Source organism: Agrobacterium tumefaciens (assembly GCF_031801495.1).
Classification (GTDB): domain Bacteria; phylum Pseudomonadota; class Alphaproteobacteria; order Rhizobiales; family Rhizobiaceae; genus Agrobacterium; species Agrobacterium tumefaciens_K.
This window is the reverse complement of the sequence record NZ_JAOEGC010000001.1, coordinates 137,623-158,866: the sequence shown is the minus strand read 5'-3', so window position 1 is coordinate 158,866 and position 21,244 is coordinate 137,623. Positions and strand designations below refer to the sequence as shown.

The 21,244-nt window shown below is 55.7% G+C and carries 24 protein-coding genes and 1 pseudogene; 20 read left to right on the top strand and 5 right to left on the bottom strand.

Annotated elements, in window-relative coordinates; genetic code table 11:
* Nucleotides 1–30: 30 nt before the first annotated feature.
* The 3 genes from N7578_RS00810 to N7578_RS00800 form a co-directional block, all read right to left on the bottom strand.
* Complete coding sequence (locus N7578_RS00810) at nt 31–174, bottom strand: hypothetical protein (protein ID WP_311108429.1); 144 nt, start codon at nt 172–174, stop codon at nt 31–33.
* Between the two features lie 343 nt (nt 175–517).
* A complete protein-coding gene (locus N7578_RS00805) occupies nt 518–1,285 on the bottom strand; it encodes a Crp/Fnr family transcriptional regulator (protein WP_311108428.1) in 768 nt (255 codons plus the stop codon).
* A gap of 289 nt (nt 1,286–1,574) precedes the next feature.
* Nucleotides 1,575–3,389 (bottom strand): PAS domain S-box protein, encoded by a 1,815-nt coding sequence (locus N7578_RS00800; RefSeq protein WP_311108427.1) that lies wholly within the window; start codon nt 3,387–3,389, stop codon nt 1,575–1,577.
* Between the two features lie 583 nt (nt 3,390–3,972).
* On the opposite strand from N7578_RS00800, the gene N7578_RS00795 reads away from it, so the two are divergent.
* From N7578_RS00795 to N7578_RS00760, 8 genes and pseudogenes are all read left to right on the top strand, one after another.
* Nucleotides 3,973–4,140 (top strand): hypothetical protein, encoded by a 168-nt coding sequence (locus N7578_RS00795; protein WP_311108426.1) that lies wholly within the window; start codon nt 3,973–3,975, stop codon nt 4,138–4,140.
* A gap of 73 nt (nt 4,141–4,213) precedes the next feature.
* The gene (locus N7578_RS00790) at nt 4,214–4,597 is read left to right on the top strand and encodes a hypothetical protein (RefSeq protein WP_311108425.1); all 384 of its coding nucleotides are present in this window, start codon (nt 4,214–4,216) and stop codon (nt 4,595–4,597) included.
* Nucleotides 4,598–4,689: 92 nt separating this feature from the next.
* Nucleotides 4,690–5,264: pseudogene (locus N7578_RS00785) on the top strand (exodeoxyribonuclease III); the annotation flags it as partial.
* Nucleotides 5,265–5,449: 185 nt separating this feature from the next.
* The gene (locus N7578_RS00780) at nt 5,450–5,761 is read left to right on the top strand and encodes a hypothetical protein (RefSeq protein WP_311108424.1); all 312 of its coding nucleotides are present in this window, start codon (nt 5,450–5,452) and stop codon (nt 5,759–5,761) included.
* Nucleotides 5,762–5,763: 2 nt separating this feature from the next.
* Complete coding sequence (locus N7578_RS00775) at nt 5,764–6,297, top strand: exopolysaccharide biosynthesis protein (RefSeq protein WP_311108423.1); 534 nt, start codon at nt 5,764–5,766, stop codon at nt 6,295–6,297.
* Between the two features lie 368 nt (nt 6,298–6,665).
* Nucleotides 6,666–6,872, top strand: a complete 207-nt coding sequence (locus N7578_RS00770; protein WP_311108422.1) for a CsbD family protein — start codon at nt 6,666–6,668, stop codon at nt 6,870–6,872.
* 598 nt (nt 6,873–7,470) lie between these two features.
* Nucleotides 7,471–8,379: an ATP-binding protein gene (locus N7578_RS00765; protein WP_311108421.1), complete on the top strand. Its 909-nt coding sequence runs from the start codon at nt 7,471–7,473 to the stop codon at nt 8,377–8,379.
* A gap of 54 nt (nt 8,380–8,433) precedes the next feature.
* Complete coding sequence (locus tag N7578_RS00760; protein ID WP_311108420.1) at nt 8,434–9,231, top strand: hypothetical protein; 798 nt, start codon at nt 8,434–8,436, stop codon at nt 9,229–9,231.
* Nucleotides 9,232–9,496: 265 nt separating this feature from the next.
* Here N7578_RS00760 and N7578_RS00755 read toward each other — a convergent pair whose 3' ends face one another.
* Nucleotides 9,497–10,450 (bottom strand): LysR family transcriptional regulator, encoded by a 954-nt coding sequence (locus N7578_RS00755; protein WP_311108419.1) that lies wholly within the window; start codon nt 10,448–10,450, stop codon nt 9,497–9,499.
* A 93-nt stretch (nt 10,451–10,543) separates the two neighbouring features.
* On the opposite strand from N7578_RS00755, the gene N7578_RS00750 reads away from it, so the two are divergent.
* A complete protein-coding gene (locus N7578_RS00750; RefSeq protein WP_311108418.1) occupies nt 10,544–11,503 on the top strand; it encodes an MBL fold metallo-hydrolase in 960 nt (319 codons plus the stop codon).
* A gap of 197 nt (nt 11,504–11,700) precedes the next feature.
* Here the strand turns inward: N7578_RS00750 and N7578_RS00745 are convergent, their stop codons facing one another.
* Nucleotides 11,701–12,600 (bottom strand): LysR family transcriptional regulator, encoded by a 900-nt coding sequence (locus tag N7578_RS00745; RefSeq protein WP_311108417.1) that lies wholly within the window; start codon nt 12,598–12,600, stop codon nt 11,701–11,703.
* Nucleotides 12,601–12,742: 142 nt separating this feature from the next.
* On the opposite strand from N7578_RS00745, the gene N7578_RS00740 reads away from it, so the two are divergent.
* The 11 genes from N7578_RS00740 (at nt 12,743) to N7578_RS00690 (ending at nt 21,194) form a co-directional block, all read left to right on the top strand.
* Nucleotides 12,743–13,309, top strand: a complete 567-nt coding sequence (locus N7578_RS00740; RefSeq protein WP_311108416.1) for a hypothetical protein — start codon at nt 12,743–12,745, stop codon at nt 13,307–13,309.
* A complete protein-coding gene (locus N7578_RS00735; protein ID WP_220335996.1) occupies nt 13,306–13,557 on the top strand; it encodes an Atu4866 domain-containing protein in 252 nt (83 codons plus the stop codon). Before N7578_RS00740 ends, N7578_RS00735 begins: the two co-directional genes overlap by 4 nt.
* A 102-nt stretch (nt 13,558–13,659) precedes the next feature.
* Nucleotides 13,660–13,986, top strand: coding sequence for a carboxymuconolactone decarboxylase family protein (locus N7578_RS00730; RefSeq protein ID WP_311108415.1), 327 nt, complete (start codon nt 13,660–13,662; stop codon nt 13,984–13,986).
* Between the two features lie 592 nt (nt 13,987–14,578).
* A complete protein-coding gene (locus tag N7578_RS00725) occupies nt 14,579–15,583 on the top strand; it encodes an AraC family transcriptional regulator (RefSeq protein ID WP_311108414.1) in 1,005 nt (334 codons plus the stop codon).
* A 188-nt stretch (nt 15,584–15,771) separates the two neighbouring features.
* The gene (locus tag N7578_RS00720; RefSeq protein ID WP_311108413.1) at nt 15,772–16,992 is read left to right on the top strand and encodes an adenylate/guanylate cyclase domain-containing protein; all 1,221 of its coding nucleotides are present in this window, start codon (nt 15,772–15,774) and stop codon (nt 16,990–16,992) included.
* Between the two features lie 404 nt (nt 16,993–17,396).
* Nucleotides 17,397–18,146 (top strand): SDR family oxidoreductase, encoded by a 750-nt coding sequence (locus N7578_RS00715; RefSeq protein WP_311108412.1) that lies wholly within the window; start codon nt 17,397–17,399, stop codon nt 18,144–18,146.
* A 57-nt stretch (nt 18,147–18,203) separates the two neighbouring features.
* Nucleotides 18,204–18,752, top strand: coding sequence for a flavin reductase family protein (locus N7578_RS00710; protein ID WP_311108411.1), 549 nt, complete (start codon nt 18,204–18,206; stop codon nt 18,750–18,752).
* A gap of 50 nt (nt 18,753–18,802) precedes the next feature.
* Nucleotides 18,803–19,087, top strand: coding sequence for a DUF1330 domain-containing protein (locus N7578_RS00705; RefSeq protein WP_311108410.1), 285 nt, complete (start codon nt 18,803–18,805; stop codon nt 19,085–19,087).
* Nucleotides 19,088–19,187: 100 nt separating this feature from the next.
* Nucleotides 19,188–19,490: a putative quinol monooxygenase gene (locus N7578_RS00700; RefSeq protein ID WP_311108409.1), complete on the top strand. Its 303-nt coding sequence runs from the start codon at nt 19,188–19,190 to the stop codon at nt 19,488–19,490.
* A 20-nt stretch (nt 19,491–19,510) separates the two neighbouring features.
* Nucleotides 19,511–20,350 carry an oxidoreductase gene (locus tag N7578_RS00695; protein WP_311108408.1) on the top strand — a complete coding sequence of 280 codons (840 nt, stop codon included), beginning with the start codon at nt 19,511–19,513 and terminating at the stop codon, nt 20,348–20,350.
* A 73-nt stretch (nt 20,351–20,423) separates the two neighbouring features.
* Entirely contained in the window at nt 20,424–21,194 is a 771-nt protein-coding gene (locus tag N7578_RS00690; RefSeq protein WP_311108407.1) for an SDR family oxidoreductase, read from the top strand.
* Nucleotides 21,195–21,244: the final 50 nt, after the last annotated feature.

Genomic DNA, 21,244 nt, shown 5'->3' with positions numbered 1-21,244 from the left:
CATTGAATACGAGTTAGCGATGGCACAGACTCACGACCACCATGCTTCTATTCCCAGCCAAACCATACCCGCCAGAATAAGACTGCTGATAAGTACGACGAGAACCGGGCGGCCAAGCCACCCCTGACGCGCCTCTCGCCCGCTCACGACTTCCTGTTGAGGTTTTTTCCGCATGAGTAATCCTTTCGCTGTAAGCGATAACAGATCTTCGACGGTTGAGTTCCCCAAAGCATCTGATGCACGGCGCTTCGGACCTCAAACCGTTTTGGCATCATGGAAGACTGTTATCCAAACCCGAAACAATTTGCCCGAGCGGTTTCCGGAAGCGAGGGGAGGTTCAAATCGTAATTGTCTGCTCTTTTGCGGACCAAAAAATCCGGACCAGGTGGAAATCGCCTTTATTCCTGGAAACGCCCGATATTTTTATGTGACCACCGGAACGGCGATTTGAGGGCGCACGAGTGTTGATGGACGAAGCGGTTCGTTACTGGCGAAATTTCGAGGGATGCATCGTCCACTAAAAGTGGTCCGGTTCGCCACCCCCCTGGAGAGAAAAGCCTGACGACGTTGCGTTCCGCACCCTCGCGATGAGCCTTTCGTATTCACGCTCAGCACTGCCATATGTCATGGCAGCCACCTGGTCGAGAAGATTGCGGTCAATGATACGAACGTTCCCGCGACTGGCGCGAATTGCATGTATACCTTCCAGCACGTGCAGTTCGTTTGTCACGCCCGGCCGCCGAACGCCGAGTACAGTCGAAAGAAATTCATGTGTAATCGGAAGATTGTCGGTATTGAGCCTGTCATGACACATCAGTAGCCATCGGGCGAGTCGTTCGCGCAAGGTGTATTGACCATTCGCAAGAACGAGCTGCCCGATCTGTATAAGACATACGTTGATGTAGCCGAATAACAGGTTGCGCAGGCGGATATCGCTTTCCAATTCACGGCGGATTTCCAATGTAGGTACTAGAAAGCCTTCGCCGGAAACATACATCACGGTCTCATCGGGGGTTGCTTCCGCGCCCAGAAGACTGGGCCAACCCGTCATACCCTCGCAGCCGACGGGCATAACCTCCATGCTTTTCCCGCCCTCCGTGTGAGCTATCGTTGACGCCAGCCCGGTTTCGATAAAACAGAGATGCGTGATTGGCGAGTTTGTTGCCACCAGGCGATGACCGGCAGGTAGTTTTATCGGCTCCATATATCGAACGAGACGCGAAAAGCTTTCGCTGCCAAGGGCATTGAGTAACCGGTTGCGAACTGGGAAATTGGATTCAGGCATGGCGGTCCGGTTGGTTCGCCTTTCTGCTTAAACCTCAACTGCGAGCCGCACCTTAGCAGCTGGAAATTGTAAGAAAACCATGAGTACGTTTCCGTACCAATCACCAGATACCGCGACGATAATGACACCCACCTGTGTCTTGTGGTCGCGGGCAGCGGTGCGTCATCGCAAGACGGCCCTCACCATAGGCTAACATTACTATTCGATAACCTGGAAATGCGGCAACGGCTTGATCCCACTCGATACTTCAGCTTCGGCAACAGTCGTCCTGGCAACTACGGTCGGGCTGTCATAGCCCGTCGCGAATTTTCGTCATGTCCGCTTCGATAGTGCAGACAACGCCGTCTTGAGAATAAACGATCTCAGCGTCCCCGCGCAGCTCTGCCGTCAAAAGCCGCTCTACAAGCGTCGATCCGAATCCCCTGCGTTTTGGGAAAACGACATGGGGGCCGCCGCGTTCTTTCCATAATATACGCAGTTTGGAGGCGTTAACGTCATCCTGCCATGCAATTGATATTCGCCCCTCCGGAACAGATAGTGCACCATATTTGGCAGCGTTTGTGGCCAGTTCATGTAGAGCAAGCGACAATGAAATCACGGCCTTTGGAGGCAGCGGTACACGTGGTCCATCAATCTCGAAAACGTCGATCGGGTAAGGAGAAATTGCCTGCATCACAACCGATCTCAGATCAGCGTGGCACCAATCTCCGTGAATAAGAAGGTCTTGCGCGCGGCTAAGGGAGGTCAACCTGCTCGTGAACGCATCAACGCTATCTCTGTTTGATTGGTCGCGGCCCAATGTCTGGCGCGCAACCGCAATCACCGTAGCGAGTATGTTTTTTACGCGATGATGCAGTTCGTTCGTAAGAAGGGACTGCAGACGTTCAGCTTCTTTTCGGGCGGATATGTCATGAGCCACCTTGGATGCACCAATCACCCGACCGGATGCGTCGAGAATGGGTGACACACTGAGCAGAACTTCGACGATCCGCCCACTCTTGCAAATCCGTTTGGTCTCATAGGGCTCAACAACCAGCCCGGACCTTATCCTGTTGAGGATCGAGGGCTCTTCCTCCTGACGATCGTCGGGAACCAGCATCAACACCGATGCGCCAATGGCTTCTCTTTCATCGTAACCATATAGCCGTTTGGCGGCAGCGTTCCAGCTTGTGATCGCCATGTCGAGGTCAATCCCGAGAATTGCATCGTTGGAAGATGCTATCATCGACGCGAGATGCTTCTCGATTTCCTGGACCTTCTTGCGCTCGGTAATGTCGATTACGATGGCCACGGATTGCATTATTCTACCGTCGTCATCCCGGATAGCCGAAACCGAGTTCGTAACCCAAACAAGGCTCTCGTCAGGACGCACGTATCTTTTTTCGATATCGAAACTTTGTCCGGTTCCCATCAGTTGCTGGGTAAGCTCGTTGTTACGAGCAAGGTCCTCTGAATAGGTGATATCCTCTATGCGTGTTCCCATCAATTCTCTGGCAGCACGACCGACGATTTCGCAATAGCGCCCATTGACGCTGATGAGCTTGCCTGACAGGTCCCGAAGGGCGATACCCGCAGCCGATTGGGAGAATATTGCGCGCAAGCGCTCCTCACTGTTGCGCAGTGCGGCGTCCGACCTGATCCGATCGGTCGTCTCGTTGACGATACAAAAAACGCCGCGCACAACGTTAGCTTCATCTCTTACAGGAGAGTAGGAGATGTCGAAATAGACCGTTTCCGGATATCCGTGTCGCTCTATGTAAAAGGGCCTGTCTTTTGCGGCAACCGTTTCCCCTTGTTCAAGAACACGCTTAAGTAGCGGTTGAAGGTCGTCCCAAAGCTCTCGCCAGTACTCTCTCGCCGGAGCGCCGAATGCGTTCGGGTGTTTGTCCCCGATCGTCGGTGCGTACACGTCGTTATAAAGAGCAACAAACTCGGGTCCCCAGAAGATAACAATCTGTGCATGCGAGGCGACCATTATGTTGATTGCTGCATTCAGACACGAAGGCCATGACGAGCGTGGTCCTAATGGAGTTGCAGACCAATCGATCGTCTCCAGCAGCTCGATCACGCAGAGGGTAGTAGCTGGTTCCACCTGCTCCGCCACCGCCGATTCCCCTTTAACGCAATCTGCAAAATGAAACTTTTGATATAAGTTACAAAAGATTACACCACCTAGGAATATCGGCAACCGTATCGATAAAAACGTACAAACAAGGCCGCTTCCACAGTTCGGAGAGTATGATTTCCTAAGACATCATGAGAAGAAAGTCATATTGGTGACGATGGCAAGGCGACATTCATGGTAAAGGGAGGCAGCGTCGGCTCATCGGTCTGCACCAACGGTTTATAGACATACGCCAAGACCGCGCCATCCGCGCACTTGAGGGCAGTCCCTTAACCGCGTACATCGCCGACCGTCTCCGGGATGGCGCGGTCAGCATCATTCCGTATCCTCAATTGCAGGAGTTGCTGCCCGCATCTCATTGACCGGCCGCCGCACGCGAAGATTTTCGGCAATGCCGTCGGGACCGCGAATAACCTCCACGCAAATGATACTCCCAGCCGCATTGGGTAGGCGCCATGAGCGGGCCGCCATTATCGTCATCACCGGCAAAACGTCATGCATATCCACAAAAGATGGAACACTCCATCATACCGGAGCATTTGTAATTTTTGTGGAGGCCAAAATGAAACCTGCAAATCCGCAACCGTACACGATTGAGGAACTTCAATCGGTGTATTTGCTGAAGCTCACACGAGCGGCGGAGATTTTGGATCGTTTCGGCGGAGACAAGGTATTGATCGACAAGATGATGAAGCGATGTCCGCTGCGCGATGACGAGAATGGCCAGTGAGCTTATGGGCATCGCGACTATGCAAGACAGCTCAGCAATCCCAAGATTTTAACCTGCCACGCACGAGGTAATCATGACCAACATCAAAACGCACGGGTTCAAAGACCCGGCACAGTTGCGCGAGCATCTAGCCGAACTCGACGAAGAGTATCCTGCAGACGATACGCCGAACGCGGACTTAAACGTATTTCGCTCGGACATTGAGGAACTTCAGAGGGACGTTTTGGAACTGCGAAGGCGCGTCGACGAACTCGACGCTCCACGGCAGCCTCATCCTGCCCCGGAATTCCACCCATGGCTTCGCGTCTTTGCCACCGCCGCCGCCACCTTTGTATTGGGACGTGTCTTCAGCGGCCTCAGGCTTGGGGCAGCCGGAGCCGTAGCGGTGCCGTTGTTGGCAACCAAGGCAAGTGACCGCATCTTGCAGTCCGTCTCACATGTAATGGGGCCTCGGTAAGGCTAGAAAGGGCGGCAGACGGGTGGCCGGCTAGCAGTTTGCCACTCCAGCGTCGCGGGCATGATGAAGATCGGGATGCTCGTGAGCGTGATCCTTATCTTACCCGGAAAGGTCTACCCGGGGATCCAGATGATAATCAAAGCCGATACATCGAGGCCGCAGTCGATGGCATCCTGATCGGTAGTTTGTATCTGCCAAACGGCAATCCCGCACCAGGTCCCAGGTTTGACTACAAGCTCCGCTGGTTCAAGCGGCTCCGGCTTTACGCGTCGGAACTTATCGATCTTCAAACCCTGTGATCCTAATCGGGGATTTCAATGTCATTGCGAGTGAACGCGATGTCTACGACCCCGCGCGTTGGCGTGACGACGCTCTATTCCGTCCGGAAGTTCGCAAGGCCTATGCCGGTCTTCTTGCACAGGGGTGGACCGACGCCATAAGGCGTTTGCATCCTGACGACAAAATCTACACATTCTGGAAGTATTGGCGACACTCTTTCGAGCGCGATGCCGGCCTCAGGATCGATCACCTCCTCCTCAGCCCCATCGCTGCTCCATGGCTGAAGTCTGCGAATGTCCGCCGCAAGCCCCGGGGCTGGGACAATACAAGCGATCACGCTCCCGTCATGATTGAGATCGCTGTTCCCGAAGAGCCTCCTAAACGTTGACCATCGAGTATTTTGTGCCGTTTGGCTTTGTCATGCGGGGAATGATGTCGTTACGCCTTGAACGAGGCACTCCTGTTTCCCAAATGAGGATCAACCCGCTGGTCCGGGCCCCTCTGGTGAAAGTCCCGGCGCTTTCACGATGTCGGACCTTACACCGACACTTAGGCCGCACCACGAGGATGATTATGATTGCAGATATCGCTGGATGGTTGTTCGCCGTCTTTGTTGTGGATCCGCTCCAGGCTGAGATGCGGCAACACCTTGATCGCGGCAATGTCTCCATCCAAGCAGTGCAACAGTCACAGCAGTGCCTGGCGAACCAGGTACCCCGTCTCATCGAGAGAGCTGGTAATGAGCCGGGCTGGGCAATAGCGACGGCCGTCGGCATCTCGACGGGATGGACATCTCCGGATCGCCTGTTCGACGTCAACGATCCGACATGTACTGCGCTGCGTGGACTGATCAATTCCGAAAACAACCGCGAAGCTGAAGGTTGACCTTGGCGACGTGTCACTATGGAACCAGCACAGCATCCACCACCTTGTGCCGTCTCGTGGCCGAGGCTCAGTTGCAGGACGGCCTTACGATCACGGAAACGCTGCGCCTGATGGGGGAATCCGCGTTCGGTTTCGTCATCCTGCTTTTGGCTCTGCCGGCGGTGATCTCAATTCCGGGACCTTTTGGAATGGTGTTCGGGTCAGCCCTTGCGATAGTATCTCTTCAACTGGCGTTTGGGTTGAAGTCACTGTGGCTGCCATCTTTCATCGGCAATCGCCGCATTTCCGCGAAGGCATTCGCCGCTCCGCGAGTGTCCTACATGCTTGCACTGCCCGTTTTTTGCCTTGCGGTGGCCGTAGCCTTACCTATTCCCTTCGGCAACATCACCCCCGTTGCAGCGCTTTTTGTGATCGCGATCGGCCTGATCGAGAGGGATGGTCTCGTGGTTTTGCTTGGCCTCGGTATGACGTTGATCGCTGTTAGTGTAACGGTCACGCTGCTCTCCATGGCTGCCAGCGTTGTTCCATGGTTCTGATCAAGTAACTACCACGCTATTGATAACACGGAATGATGGCAACTTCATCAGGTACGTCGTACGCAGGGTCATTGACGAGGCCCGCCACACCTGGACCGCCTATCAATTTCAACACAAACGGTGGGCACAAGAGATTTCTAGTCGTCGGTGAGTTCCGGGTGTTTCGGCTCGTGACGCCGCATCTGCTCATGCTGTTGACCACGGGGGCGTGGGCGTAAGATCGGTCAAGGCTACCGGAGCGACAGTCCGGGAAGCCGTTTCAGAAATACCTTAGATGGTTAGAATCGCCGCTCTTCGATAGTTTGAGAGGAACTCTTCAATGCGGAAAACCGTTTTACATGTATCTGCATCAATCAGGAGGAACGACGATGGATTGGAACCGTGTCGAAGGTAACTGGAAGCAAATGAAGGGCAAGATCAAGGAACAATGGGGCAAGCTTACCGATGACGACCTTGATGTCATCGATGGCAAGCGTGAGCAGCTTGAAGGCAAAATCCAGGAACGTTACGGGTACGAAAAAGACCGGGCGAATAAGGATATCAATGATTGGTACGACCGTCAGACCTTCAACTGACTTCAGAATGACCCGCTCAGGCGGGTCATTTTCTTTTTCTCAATCTGCCCGCATCGCGCAATCAATCGGCGTCTTCCCTCGACCCGTGTCACGGATACCTTGAGATACCGAACTGGCCGCTCGCGTTCATGCCAGGCTGGTAGCGGCACTCGAGCGGGCAGCAACGATCCTCAGGAGGCGCAGGCCAACCTTTCATGCCCTCGCAAAGGCGCTGTTCGATGCCCAAGCAATGGATGAGGCGGCAGTGCTGAAATCCTGATGTCTTGAATCGTTCGGGCTATAAGGGGTGTAGGGGCCGCCGTCATGGCAGCGTTATTGAAGGCGCGCGAGCCGCACGAAGTCATGATAAGCGATCTGGTCAAAGATAAGATCAGCTCTGCCGCAATAGGTCGGGAGGTTAGGACACGCGCCATGCTCCTTCAGCAAAAAAAACGCGACGTCCAGTCCAGTGCGAGATTGCAGTCGACCTCAAGGGTCAATTTACTTGCGCGGCTAAGCCGCGCCGCGTTGTTTCCTGTGGGAGCTCATCGATGAAGGTTACAGAGACTTATTTCTTCTGCTACCTCTGATTTTACATAAGGGTTGGGGAACTCGTTTTATGAACGACGTACATTTTTCGGTTAATACACGACTGACAAGACTTTTGGGTGAAACCTATCGATCGAGTGAAGCAGCCCTAAAGGAATTGGTTGACAACGCATGGGACGCTGACGCCAAAAATGTTTGGATCACATTGCCGGCGCCTATGTCGTCTGATCCGATTATCGTCCGCGACGACGGTTCGGGAATGACATCTCTGGAAATGAGGAGCGAATACCTGAACATCGCCAGCGATAAGCGGGCACGTACAGGCGAACGGACGCCTCTTCTCAAGCGGAAGGTCAAGGGTCGCAAGGGCATCGGTAAGTTCGCTGGCCTGTCATTGGCAAGTCGGATGGATGTTTCAGCGGTCGCGCGAGGTCGGAAATGCAGCCTGACCATCGACAAACTCGTACTGGCCGAGAACGAGAACGACTTGGAGGCCGTGCCGCTACCATTCACCGAGGAGGATGGAGGCGAAGCGCCTGCAGGCACTACAATCATTCTGTCCGGTCTTGATAGCCGTTTGAATTTCCCAATGCCGGACAGATTTCGAGAAATCCTCGTGCATGAGTACGGCCGGGAGGATTCTTTCAAAGTATTTGTGAACGAGGCGCAGCTATGCGTCGACGATGTTCCTGGTGTGTCGCGGGAAGTTGAGCAGATGCTTACGGAGAGCGGCTCAGTTCGATTGAAGTTCACAATCGCGGACGGGAAAAAGGCCCCAAAGGCTCCAGGCATAGTGCTGAAGGTGGACGGGAAGGTCGTCGGGAAGCCAATGATGTTTGGCCTAGACGAAGACGAGGAAATTCCCTTCAAGCTGTCGAAACGAGTCTACGGAGAGGTGGAACTCGAGGGTAACGACCACTTCGTCACCGCCGATTGGAGTGGGGTGGTTGAGAATAGCAAGGCGTTTCAGGAAATCTAATCCTATGTAAAATCGATCGTCAAAGAAGGGCTTAGGGAGAGCCACTCTCGCGATATGAGCCTTCAGCTAGCCCGTTTGAAGAAACAGTTGGACGCTAGGCTGAAAGACCTCCCAGAACATCGCCGACGCTACGCTGAGGAAGCCCTTCATCGGATTCTACAGAGATTCTATCGGGAAAGCGAAGACCGCATTGCGACGATCGCAGAGGTTGCGCTCGATGCCATGGAGCATGACGCCTACTGGGCGGTACTTGAGCGGATAAATGCCACCGACCGTACAGATGTCAGTTCCTTCGCAGCGGCGCTTGAAGATTTTGGTATGGTTGAACTTTCTGGGATCGCTGCTCAAGCGACCAGACGAGTGAGATTTTTGGATTACCTCGAGGAGCTTATCGATAACGAAGCGACTCTTGAAAAGGATGTCCATAAGGCCTTCGAGACGAATTTGTGGCTTCTTGGCCGCCAATACGCTCTGATGTCATCGAACACGACACTGAAACGGGTCATCGCGAACTATAGTGATAAGAAATTTACGGGCGAGCGGGCCTCGAAACGGCCTGATCTTTTGTTGTCGCAGGATCTAGCTGACAGTTATTTACTTATTGAGTTCAAACGCCCCAACCATCCAATTTCTCGGGAAGACATCGCTCAGGCGGAGCAATATCGTGATGACTTGTCAGGGACCATCACCTCAAGCAGTCCGTTGAGGTTCTTGATGATCGGTAAGGGCTCTGCAGCCTCTATGGACAAGAGATATGGGACTGACATGACGACGGTTAGTTCTTACGCAAGCGTGCTTTCGTCCGCTCGTACGGAACTCAACTGGCTGATTTCATCCCTAACCTTCGAATAGGAATTGTCGATGTCACAAAGGAAATCCGCGCTATCGTCGCGGCCGGGGCTTGGGACTGTTATCTGGAGGACTTGGCACACGGCAGCATTTTGAAGTTACAGCCCTGGACGAGTCTGTCCGCTCCAGGCCCCGTTCGGCCGTTCTCCATATGACAAACGGACGTTTTCCGCTGACCAGTTTCAGCGCGCTAGTTCTTGAATAACAGGGCCGGAGGTTCATATCGCTTCAAGGCGTGGCCATTAAAGGCACGCTGATCTTTATGGAATCACGCTGCAATATCCGCGACGTTGCTCTTGTTCGTCCCCAGCATCGCCTCACGGATTTGCTGCCGCAACCATGCGCAGCCCAGATCGGTGTGCATGTGGAGCGGCCAAACCATAGCCACCGGTGGGAACGAAAGCGCCAGTGGCACTGGACTGACCTCGAGCCCCAATAGCGGCCCATAACGAAGCGCGATACGAGAAGATACGGTGGCAATCACTGCAGATGAACGCGCGGTGGCCAATATCGACATGAAATCGGGAGCTGCCGCCACGACCTCCAAGTCTGCACCTGCATGTTCCAGCGCATCCTTAACGCAACCATGAAGGCTGTCTGTTTGTGAGATCACCGCGTGCTGTGCGGCCATATAGTCATTGCGGCTCACTGGGCTGGAAAGGTTCATTAGCTGCGGGTTGAAACAGCACAATAAGCTGGACTGATACAAGGGCTCGCTATGGTGCCGTGAGTCCGGCAGATAACTGCATCCTACAGACAAATCGATGACACCCGCATCTAGCATCGATTCCACTTCCTGCGCATCACCACCGCGGGCGAGAATGCGGATACCCGGCGCGATATTCCGCAGCCGTGCGGTCAGATCGGGCAGTAATAGCAGTTCCACCTCGCTGGAAAGTCCCAGCCGAAATGTGCGTTGCTCGGTGGCCGGATTGAATTCGTCCGCCATCAAAACGGCCGCCTGCGCCTGCCGCAGAGCCTGCCGTACCGGGCCGGACAAATTGAGCGCCCGTGCGGTTGGCTTCATCACCTGACCAACACGGATGAAAAGCTCGTCCTGAAACAGCGTGCGCAGGGTCGCTATATTGTGGCTCATCGCAGGCTGCTGAATTTTCAGCCGCTGGGCTGCCCGGGTGACGCTCATCTCTTCCATCATCGCATCGAAAGCGATGAGAAGATTGAGATCAAAGGAACGAAGATTGAAATGATCGATGACTTGCATGAGTGGTATCGATTTGATTGCTGACCGAAGCATCCTTAGCTGATGGGCAGGAACTTGCAAGCCGTTCCGCACACTCACGTAAGGAGCAAATCCATGCCATCCCGTCGTTCCATTCTCAAAAGCGCTCTGACCGGCCTCGTCACAGCACCCTTCGTCTCACCATCAATCGTCTTCGCCAAGGCACCTTATGCCGCTGCTCAGGCACCGGGTTTCTACCGGCTTATGATCGGCTCCGTAGAGGTCACTGCTCTGTCGGACGGCACCATCGCCCTGCCGCTCGCCAAGCTCTACACCAACACGAGCGAACACCACGCGCAGGACGCTTTGAATGATGCCTTTCTGCCCGAACTGGTACCAACTTCCGTCAACGCGTTCCTGGTCAACACCGGCGAAAGACTGGTGCTGATTGACGCAGGCACCGGTACCTATCTGGGCCCCTCACTCGGCAGGCTCGCTTCGAACATCGAGGCATCCGGTTACAAGTTGGATGAGATCGACGACGTCATTCTCACCCATATTCATACCGATCACTCCGGCGGGTTGACGAGCAAAGGCAAACGCACCTTCTCGAACGCCACCTTGCGGGTTAATGAACGAGAGGCAAAATTCTGGCTGAATGCGGCAAACGCCAAGGCGGCGACAGGCATCGTCAAGCAGCATTTCGGCGAGGCGGATCAGTGCGTGACGCCATACGTGGAAGCCGGAAAATTCGAAACCTTCGCGGATAACGCAGCGCCTGTTCCCGGTCTTGGTTCCATTCTTTATGCGGGACATACGCCGGGCCACAGTGCCATCACACTGGAGAGCGAAGGCCAGAAGATCGTATTCTGGGGTGACATCACCCACGGTGATATCCTGCAGTTCGATGAACCCGGAGTCGCGATTGAATTCGATATCGACCAGAAAGCCGCTGTGCTTGCGCGCGACGCTGCGTTCAAGCAGGCGGTAGAGGGCAAATATCTGGTGGCCGGCGCGCATATCGCCTTTCCGGGCATCGGCCATGTCCGCAAGGACAGCACGAATTACGACTGGCTACCAATCAACTACGTTTAAGGGTCTAGCACCGGCTGTCATCCGCGCAACAGGCGAATACGAGAAGAGGCTTCCACCAGCCTCTTCTTCCAAAACGACGAACGTCGATTTCGCCGCGCCGGCGTGGCCCAGTTCGGGAGGCCGTATGCGCGAATAGAGCTGGGCACTGACCGCTCCCAACCCCTCGCACAAGGGCCAGGGTACCCCGCGGGTGACTGCTAGGACGACGCCAGCTTGTACGCACGAACGTGGTCAATGAGTGCGCGCAGCTTGGGCGCCATATTGCGGCGGTTGGGGAAGTAAAGGAAAAACCCTGGAAACGGGGGCAAATAGTCCTCTAGCGCTGTGATCAGCTCGCCTCGTTCGATGTGGGAACGAAACGTCTCTTCCAAAGCAAACGTAATGCCACCGCCAGCAAGCGCAGTCCGTATCATCAGGTACAGATCGTTTGTGGTGATTTGCGGGTCAACGGCGACGTCGAGAGGTATGCCATCCTCTTCGAACTCCCACCGGTACGGCGCAACACTCGGAGACGGTCGCCAACCGATACAGCGATGACGTACGAGGTCCCGAGGATGGCGAGGCATTCCGTGGACCTCGAAATATCGCGGCGTCGCGACGACCACTTCTTTTTCTTCTCTGGTCAGTGGGACAGCGACCATATCCTGCTCGATCACCTCACCCAGCCGAACCCCCGCATCAAAGCCCGCCGCTACGATGTCGAAGACGTCGTCCGTGACAGTGACGTCGATCGTGATGCCGGGATGGGCCTCAGCGAAGGACGCGATCAGTGGGCCTGACAGGAATTGTTCCGCAATCGATGTGACCGCGATCCGCAGCAGGCCACTTGGTCTGGCATCCCCCGCCACGTTCTCGAACGCAGATCTGACCTCGGCCATCGGTTGCGACAAGGTTTCGCGGAAGCGGTTGCCGGCTTCTGTGAGCCGCACGCTACGGGTTGTGCGGCTGACAAGCGCGATGCCACAGATATCCTCGAGCCGACGTATGCCTTGGCTTACGGCGGAGCGCGTAACCCCCAATCGGTCAGCTGCGGCCCTAAAATTGCCCTCTTCGGCGACGGCCAGAAACACTGGAACAAGGTTAAGGTCGATTATCATTGTCGCATCCTGCTAACCAATCTCGTTAGCGAAAAGGGAATACAAGCGACAATCGAATTTGTCTACCTTCTACCCGTGGCCGACAGTCGCATCCCGCACAGCACGGCAGGCAATAACAACGATCACCGAAGGAGATATCCAAATGACGAACATCAAGATCACGCTCGCAGCAGCATTGGCGCTTGGAATTTGCGCCGGACCTGTCGCTGCACAGGATAGCGCGTGCCCCCGGGACGGCACTGAGGCTCCTCTCGCACTCCATGCGGACTGGATCATGAAGGGCTGGGAGCGTCATGAAGGCGATGGCAAATTCGTGTTCGCAGAAAAGCTGAACAAGTACTACGACCTGGAGAACACTAAGGGCGTTTTCTACGATAATTTCGCGCCTGGCAGCACACAGCTCTTTGATAACTCCACTCGCTACGGTGCCAACTGGGAGGCGTTGCAAAATGCCGCCCGATCCGTTCGCCACGGATTGACCGGGGGCCATGACGCAATCGTCGGCGACACAGTTGCTTCGACGACCCTTGGCTTCGTTGGCCGTATCGATCGCCTTGATGGCAAGGTGATCGCTTTTGACGGCCGCTCGCAGCTGGGCTGGGAATGCACTGGTGGAAAATGGAAGATTCGGCACGAACTGAACTACGCCTGGGTCGTCGAACCAGAGACCATTCAGTCTTTCCTGGGCAAGACGGAGGCGGCACAATGACCACCGCAACGCCTTCACACCCCTATGTCGGCATGTGGGAGACCGCAGACGGCCGCATCCGTCATCAGTTGCTTCCGAACGGGCGCTACGACGAGGCGCGTGGCCGACGCGAAAGTGCCTATCAGGGACGATACGAAGTGTCGGGAGACCATATCGAGTACTGGGACGACACCGGCTTTACTGCCGACGGCGATTTCGTCGATGGCGTCCTCTACCACGCGGGCATGGTTCTCTATCGCAAGCCATAATCTGGAACCACGCTGGAATACCCAATGCCGGCGTGGTCCAATTCTCTCGCTTGATAGGAACATCTGCGTCCGTGACAACCAGATCAAAAGAAAGCGATGATCATGACCCATATCGAAGAGCAGCTCGAGAATTTGGCTTCGCCAGACGACAGCCAAAAACACCGTCGTGGTCTTTCCGTTCTCAAGCAGATCGGTGGCGAGAATTTCGGAGGGCCGGTAAGTCAGCTGGCGCGCTTTTCAGAAGATCTGGCGCGATTCACCATTCAATACGCCTATGGCGATGTGCTATCGTGCGATGGCCTTGATCTGCGAACCCGACAGATTGTGACCGCCGCCACGTTGCTGGCTCATGGATCGGCGCAGTCCCAGCTTTCTTTTCACCTCAACGACTTGCTGAACGCCGGTGGAACTGCCGAGGATATCCATTAATCGAAAAAGCGCTGTTGATTGCCGACGATCGTATCGCGTTATTCAACGAAAAGCAGGCTGCTGACAGCGCGTCATGATCATCGAGAGCGCTTAGGTGCTCCGTACGAAAGATGGAGTTGAATTTATCGCCGGCGTTTGGCGACGCGGCGACCCGGCCGTAGATCTTGCTTCAGGCGCCAAACATTCGGTGTGTTGGACCAGGCAGTCTCATTGGATTGTGATTGTACCGCTTATCGTCGCCCTGAGCGGTGCTTGCGCAAACAAACCAACTATGGAGTGGGACATGTTCAGCGATAACGCGATTACGTCCATTCTTGCCGCGCAGGTAACGGCGCGGCTTTGCGCCGTCCTAAAAGCCGACGTGATGTTCGAATGCGCGAACGTGGCCCCTGAGCGCTGACGTGCGATGTCGTTTCTGACCTCATCTGCCTCAAAGATACCAAGGGCAACGGTTCATCCTCATGTCGGATGAAACCAAATGCTGCATTGCATCATTGATTATGTTTGAGAGCGAAGCTGTGTACCGTCACAATGTTTCATTGATGTCTGAGGCAATCCGCTACGCATTGCTCGTTTAAAGAGAGGGTACGCATTGGAAAACATCGAACCAGTCCGTGAAAACACTCTGCCCCCGATCCCCGCCGTTACCGGACAACCCATTTACCCATCGGCTCTCGTGCCTGCACTGGATGAGACGACTGCAAGGCCGGAGCGGACGTCCCCGCTCGGGCTTGAACAATACATAGCTGGTCGCACGCTTATCAGCGGTGATAGCCCGGCCTGGAACGACATGTTCGTTAAGGTGTATTCTCGTCTCGACAAACAGGAGCCCTTTCTCGTTCCGGCTGTCGCCGAACCACTGATCGTCTGGGTGATGTCCGGCGAGGCGGTGGTTGAGGAGCGTGACCTCGACGGGGAATGGGTGGCAAACACCGTCACCGTCGGAGATTTCTTTCTCACCCGCTCCCCCACGCCCTATGAGATGCGCTGGCGCGCAATCGGAGAAGCGCCCTTTCAGGTCATGCATCTTTATCTCTCAGTTCCGCTTTTCGAGCGCGTCGCCTACGAAGTGCTGGGCTGCGCTGCTCCTCCTGCGCTGCGCGACATTTCCGGGGGTAAGGACACTCAGCTGTCGCACCTTCTTTCAGTGATCCACCAGGAGCTCACGTCTGAAGGGAAGGGAAGTCAGATGTTTATTCAGGGCCTTGCCCAGACACTAGCCGTGCATCTCATCCGAAACTATTCTGCCAGTGAAGTTGCCGAAGATCGTCAGAACGCACTTCCCGGCTTCAAGCTACGCCGTGCTGTCGCTCATCTCGAAGAAAATCTGGCAGAGCCGTTCAATCTTGCCCAAGTCGCCGAAACAGTGGGAATGAGCGAATTCCATTTCAGTCGCCTGTTCAAAAAGGCAACGGGTCTCTCGCCTTCGCGCTACCTTATCCGTCAGCGCATAGACCGCGCGCGGCTTCTCCTGCAGGAGACAAATGCGAGCATCATCGAGATCGGCATGTCTGTTGGCTATTCAAGCCCTAGCCATTTCGCCCAGGTCTTCCGTCGCGAGACCGGTCTGCCGCCGAGCCACTATCGGCGAGGCTGAATTTAAGACAGTCAAGATTCCGGAAGATACCGACGGCGCAAAGGTTTGAGTGCCCCCCAAGGACGATATTCGACGACTTCGGCATCGACCAGGGTCGTTCGGTAGAGCCAGATACTAAATTGCTTGTCTTCGTAAAGCCCAGCCCGCAGAGTAAGTCACTGACAACATTGCGCGGAAGTTACAGAGGCATGACTGACGAAGACATTGAGAGGATTTTCGACTGGTTAGCGCAACAGGGACTTCGGGGAGCAAGCGAGTCGATTGTGCTAGGTGGCTTTTGTGCAGCATGTCGCGACGCCGGTTTACCACTTGACCGCAGTCTTGCGCTCATTGACACGCTTCATCCGGTTCACGAGGGACGCGCCTTCCGATGGGACAGTCAGCAGGCGGTTGAGACCGAATTCGAGTATGGGCCCAGCAGTTCCGGAGACGCGCTGGAAAACTGGAAACGTTCAGCTTTTTATCACCTGTGGGCCGGCAAGGACTCCGAGATCCGACGGCGTATCGGACTTGGCGATCAGGCCGATTTCGCGATGCTTGACGATATGCGTGGCTCTGGCCACACGGACTTCGTGGCTTTCATCCATCGGTTTGAGAAGCAGGGGACAATCGGGGAGATGGACTGCTTTTTGTCCCACTTCGTGACCCGAGACCCCGGTGGCTTTTCTGATGTGCATCTTCAGAACCTTCGCAAGCTTTTGCCTGTTCTGGCATTGGCGATTAAAAGCGCCGCGCTCGCGCGCATCGCAAGGACAATTGCCGAAGTCTATCTTGGGCGCGATGCTGCACGAAGAGTTTTGGAGGGCAAAATCAACCGGGGCGCATCCGAACGGATATCCGCAGCCCTGTGGTTCTCGGACCTCGCAAATTACACAAGAATCTCCGCTACAGTCGCGCCTGAAGAGATCATTCCTCTCCTGAATGATTACAGCGACGCGGTTATCTCGGCAGTCCATGAGGCTGGCGGGACGGTCCTGAAATTAATCGGAGATGGTGTCCTTGCAATATTCAGAGCGGATCGAGAAGTCGATGCTTGCGAGGCCGCGTTACAGGCCGAAAACCTCCTTCGTCTGAGGCTGAAATCCCTTAATTGCCGGAGGACATCGGAAGGCCGTCCCACAACGGAAGTCTGTCTCGGGCTACATATCGGTGATGTCTTCTACGGGAATATCGGAAGTGAGGACCGGCTCGACTTCACTGTGATTGGTCCCGCTGTAAACGAAGTAAGTCGCATCGTTTCATTGTGTCGGTCATTGGATGTAGCCCTGCTAACCTCTTCCAACTTCGCAGACTGTATTGAGGGGCGCAGTCGCCAGCGTCTCGCGTGCGTAGGCCGGTTCGCACTAAGGGGCGTACAAGGCGCCCAAATGCTTTATACGCTCGATACTCCCCGCCACGCCCTCGCCTGAACAGGCGTCTCCGCTCCATCAGCGCTGTGGCACGCTTGCAGTCGTAGCTTCAGCTTCGACGCACGGACCCGCCTGTTCTGTATCGTCTGGTCGCCCGGGTAGTTTCTATAAGCATGCGATGGACGTCCGTTTCCAGATGGCTGATCAGCCTCAACGAAACGCGGCAACATGCTTGGATGCGGCTGCATTTTGGTTCACTCCACCTTCGCCGACGCAACTTGTGGCTCGAACGGATCGCCGGTTCACCATGGGAGAAACTCGTTTTTGACATCTCGCGTTTCGAGCAAGATCGCAACAGGTCGAGCAAGGTCCCGAGAGAAGGGTGCCAATGATCGGCTTAAATTCCTCCTTGTCAAAACGAAATGCCCACCGTGGTGGTGGGCTTCAGACAAGGAGTGAAGACAATGACCAATCTCAACGGAAAGATCGCCCTGGTGACCGGCGCATCGAGCGGCATTGGGGCTGCTACCGCTGCAAAGCTTGCTGAAGCCGGTGCCAAGGTCGGTATCGCGGCACGGCGCACCGACAAGCTCGAATATCTCAAGAAACAGATCGAAGCAAAGGGTGGAGAAGCCCTTGTCATCGAGATGGACGTGGTCGACACGGCCTCGGTGGATGCGGGCGTGAAGAAGCTGATCGAAGCCTACGGCTCGATTGACATTCTCGTCAACAATGCCGGCCTGATGCCGCTCTCCGATATCGACCAGTTCAAGGTTGACGAGTGGCAGCGAATGGTGGACGTGAACGTGAAGGGCCTGCTCAACACGACGGCTGCCGTTTTGCCCCAGATGATCAAGCAGCATTCGGGCCATGTCTTCAACATGTCCTCGATCGCTGGCCGCAAAGTCTTCAAGGGCCTGTCGGTCTACTGCGCGACCAAACATGCCGTCACAGCCTTCTCTGATGGGCTCCGCATGGAAGTCGGCCAGAAGCATGGCATTCGCGTAACCTGCATCCAGCCGGGTGCCGTTGCCACCGAGCTCTACGACCACATCACCGATCCGGGCTACCGCAAGGAGATGGACGAGCTGGCGAGCCAAATGACCTTCCTCCAGGGCGAGGATATCGGCGACACCATCGTCTTCGCCGCCCAGGCCCCGGCTCATGTGGACGTCGCCGAGCTGTTCGTCCTGCCAGTAGAACAGGGTTGGTAACAGACCGACCCTGAAGGGTCCCTGCCTCGATGCAGGGACCTCTCAAGGGAGATTGTCATGAAGGAATTACCCGCATCTCAAGCTTATCGCGTTCTGGAACCTGGCCCGATCGTCATGGTCTCCACGAGCGATAACGGCAAGCCCAATGTGATGACAATGGGCTTCCATATGATGATCCAGCATGATCCGCCGCTGATCGGTTGTGTCATCGGGCCGTGGGACCACAGCTATAAGGCTCTCCGAAAAACCGGAGAATGTGTCATCGCAGTCCCCGGTCTGGATCTCGCCGAAACGGTTGTCGACGTCGGCAATTGTTCGGGCGATCGGGTGAACAAATTCCAGAGGTACGGCCTCAAGACGCTACCTGCCAAGGACGTGGCAGCACCGCTCTTGTCCGACTGCCTGGTCAACATCGAATGTCGGGTCGTCGATACCAGGCTTTCGGATCCCTATAACCTCTTCATCCTTGAAGCGACGAGGATCTGGATTAACGAGACCCGAAAAGAGCGTCGAATGATGCATCACCGCGGCGACGGCACGTTCACCGTCGACGGCGGCACGCTCGACCTAAAAGACCGCATGGTCAAATGGCGCCATCTCCCCTGACAGTGCCATGAGTCCAGAAGCTACAAACTCAACAGGAAAGGAAAAGACCTATGTCTGCTTATCTAATCGTCGATCTCGAAATTCACGACATGAAGTCCATCGAAGACTACCGGTCGAAGGCCTTGCCGCTTGTCGCCAAAGCCGGCGGCAAGCTGATCGCAATCGATGAAACACCGCTGGAGCTGGAGGGCTGGACCGCCACCAACATGCTTATCATCGAATTTCCGGACAAGGACGCGATCCGCCAGCTCTTTGCATCCCCTGAATACGCGCCCTTGGCCGCTCAGCGGCAGGCTGCGGCCGCATCGCGCATCATCGCGATCAACGGCGTCTGAAAAGAGCAAGATCACGACAGCTCCCGCAAAGACGCGGCAGATCTTTTCCAGGCATGCCGTCACTATGCGGGTGCTGCCCTAACCTAAGAGGAGACCTGAAATGGCTGATCTTACAAATGTGGCCTACTTCACCGCAAAGCCGGGCCGCTCAGAAGATCTGGGTGACGAACTGCTTCAGCTCGTCGCTCCGTCCCGAAATGAGGAAGGCTGCCTCCGTTACGAGATCCACCAGTCTAATGACGTTCCCGACGTGTGGATGGTGCTCGAAGACTGGCGACACGCCTCCGACTTCAAACTGCATATGAGCACGCCTTACGTCGAAGCGTTTATGGCTAAGGTCCCGGACCTGTGCGTGGAAGACGTGGAAATCTGCGGCTACCAGCAACGGTCCCCGCAGGCCTGAAACAGAAAGGAGTATATGAAATGAGCACGCAAAACCCTAAAGTCTGGCTCGTCACCGGATGCTCTACAGGCTTCGGTCGCTACATCGCGGAACATCTGCTGGAAGCCGGTGAAAAGGTCGTGGTGACGGCTCGCAAGACTGACAAAATCGCGGATCTTGAGCAGAGGGGCGATGCCCTGATCCTCCCGCTCGACGTCATCGATCGGGATCAGTGCCAAAAGGTTGTTGACGCTGCAGAAGCGCACTTCGGACGCATCGACGTTCTGATCAACAACGCCGGGATCGGTTTCTTTGGCGCTATTGAGGAAACAGCCGAAGCCGACGCCCGCCGTCTATTTGATGTCAATTTCTTCGGTACTGCCAACACCATCCATTCGGTGCTCCCGCATATGCGAGCCCGCCGCAGTGGTACGATCGTCAATCTGACATCAATCGGCGGCCTGGTGGGCTACACGGGCGTGGGCTACTACTGCGCGACCAAATTTGCCGTGGAAGGCCTGTCGGATACGCTCCGAAAAGAAGTCGCGCCACTCGGGATCAATGTCATGACCGTCGAGCCCAGCGCCTTCCGGACGGAATGGGCAGGATCGTCGAACGAGGTCTCCGCGTCCATTGAGGATTATGAGGCGACAGCGGGCGAGGCACGTCGTGCTTACCACGCATCGGTCGGAAAGCAGGCCGGTGACCCCGCGCGCGCGGCGAAGGCGATCCGGGAAGCCGTGCTGGCTGAGCAGCCTCCGCACCATCTTCCGCTGGGCAATGACGCCGTGGACGCAGCCCTGAAGAAGGCTGACGATCTCAAGACGAACGTGCTTGCCTGGGAAGCTTTGTCTCGTTCCGCCGACTTCCCGACAAACTGAACCAATCCAGTCAGACCCAAACACGAAACCAGCACTGCCGCGGCCTTCGCCACGGAGAATGAAGGAGTGTGTCATGTCAAAGCGATTTGATGGAAAAGTTGCAATAGTAACGGGCGGGGGTTCCGGTATCGGCGCCGCCATTGCCAACCGGCTTCTTGAGGAAGGAGCGTCCGTGATGATTTCCGGCAGAACCGAGAAGCGGTTGTCGGAAGCTGCCTCGAAGATGTCGGCCGACCGCAGTGGCATCTTTGTCGCAAATGTCTCCTCACGGCCGGACTGCGACGCCCTTGTCGCAGCGACGGTCGAACGGTTCGGCCGCATCGACACTGTCGTGAATGCCGCCGGCATGAACCTTGTCGGCACCATCGAGGAGACGAGCGATCAGGATTGGGACGAATGCATTGCCTCGGACCTTTCCGGCGTCTTTTATATGAGCCGCGCGGCGGTTCCGCATCTGAAGGAGACCAAGGGTTCGATCGTCAACATCGGCTCCGTCTCATCCCTTGGTGGCGGCTGGAGCCATGCGGCCTATAATGCTGCAAAGGGTGGGGTTGCGAATTTGACCCGCTCAGCAGCCTGCGACCTCGGCAAGTTCGGGGTCAGAGCCAATACAGTGGCGCCCGGACTTACCGTTACGGGGATGGTGGATGCCATCATGGATGATGACGCGCTCCTCGAAAAGGCGTGGGACCGGATCCCGTTGCGACGGGCAGGCCAACCTGAAGAGATTGCCTCGGCGGTTGCATTTCTTGCCAGTGATGAAGCTGCCTGGATCACCGGAATTGTCCTGCCTGTCGATGGAGGCCAGACCTGCACCGATGGCGGCCCGGAATGGGGCAAGTAAAAACACGAGAAGCCCGGACCATCGTCCGGGCTTTTCTTTTGATCGGGTGC